The 340-nt window shown below is 65.3% G+C and carries 2 protein-coding genes; both read left to right on the top strand.

The annotated features are described in order from the left end of the window. Positions 1-210: BMC domain-containing protein (locus EII26_RS12970; RefSeq protein WP_124889544.1), on the top strand; the 210-nt coding region annotated here is incomplete at its 5' end. Positions 211-254: 44 nt separating this feature from the next. Then, a partial coding sequence (locus EII26_RS12965) for a BMC domain-containing protein (RefSeq protein ID WP_124889502.1) occupies positions 255-340 on the top strand: 86 nt, incomplete at its 3' end.

Genomic DNA, 340 nt, shown 5'->3' with positions numbered 1-340 from the left:
GTGAAGGCGGCGAACGTGGTCCTGATCGGCAAGGTGCACGTGGGCGGCGGTCTGGTGACCGTGATGGTTCGCGGCGATGTCGGAGCCGTGAAGGCGGCCACGGATGCGGGGGCTGCGGCGGCCGGTAAGGTCGGCGAGCTGGTCTCGGTACACGTGATCCCGCGCCCGCACGGGGACGTCGAGTTCATCCTGCCCAGGCTCGAGGGCTAGTGAGCCGACTTCGTATGGGTGTGGACCAACCTGGAGGCTGAACGATGAACAACAACATGCAGGCTTTGGGAATGATCGAGACGAAGGGGCTTGTGGGTTCGATCGAGGCGGCGGACGCGATGGTGAAGGC

Source organism: Fretibacterium sp. OH1220_COT-178, assembly GCF_003860125.1.
In the GTDB taxonomy this organism is placed as follows: Bacteria; Synergistota; Synergistia; order Synergistales; family Aminobacteriaceae; genus CAJPSE01.
Note: the sequence above shows the minus strand (reverse complement) of the source record. Positions and strands in the feature narration are given on the sequence as shown.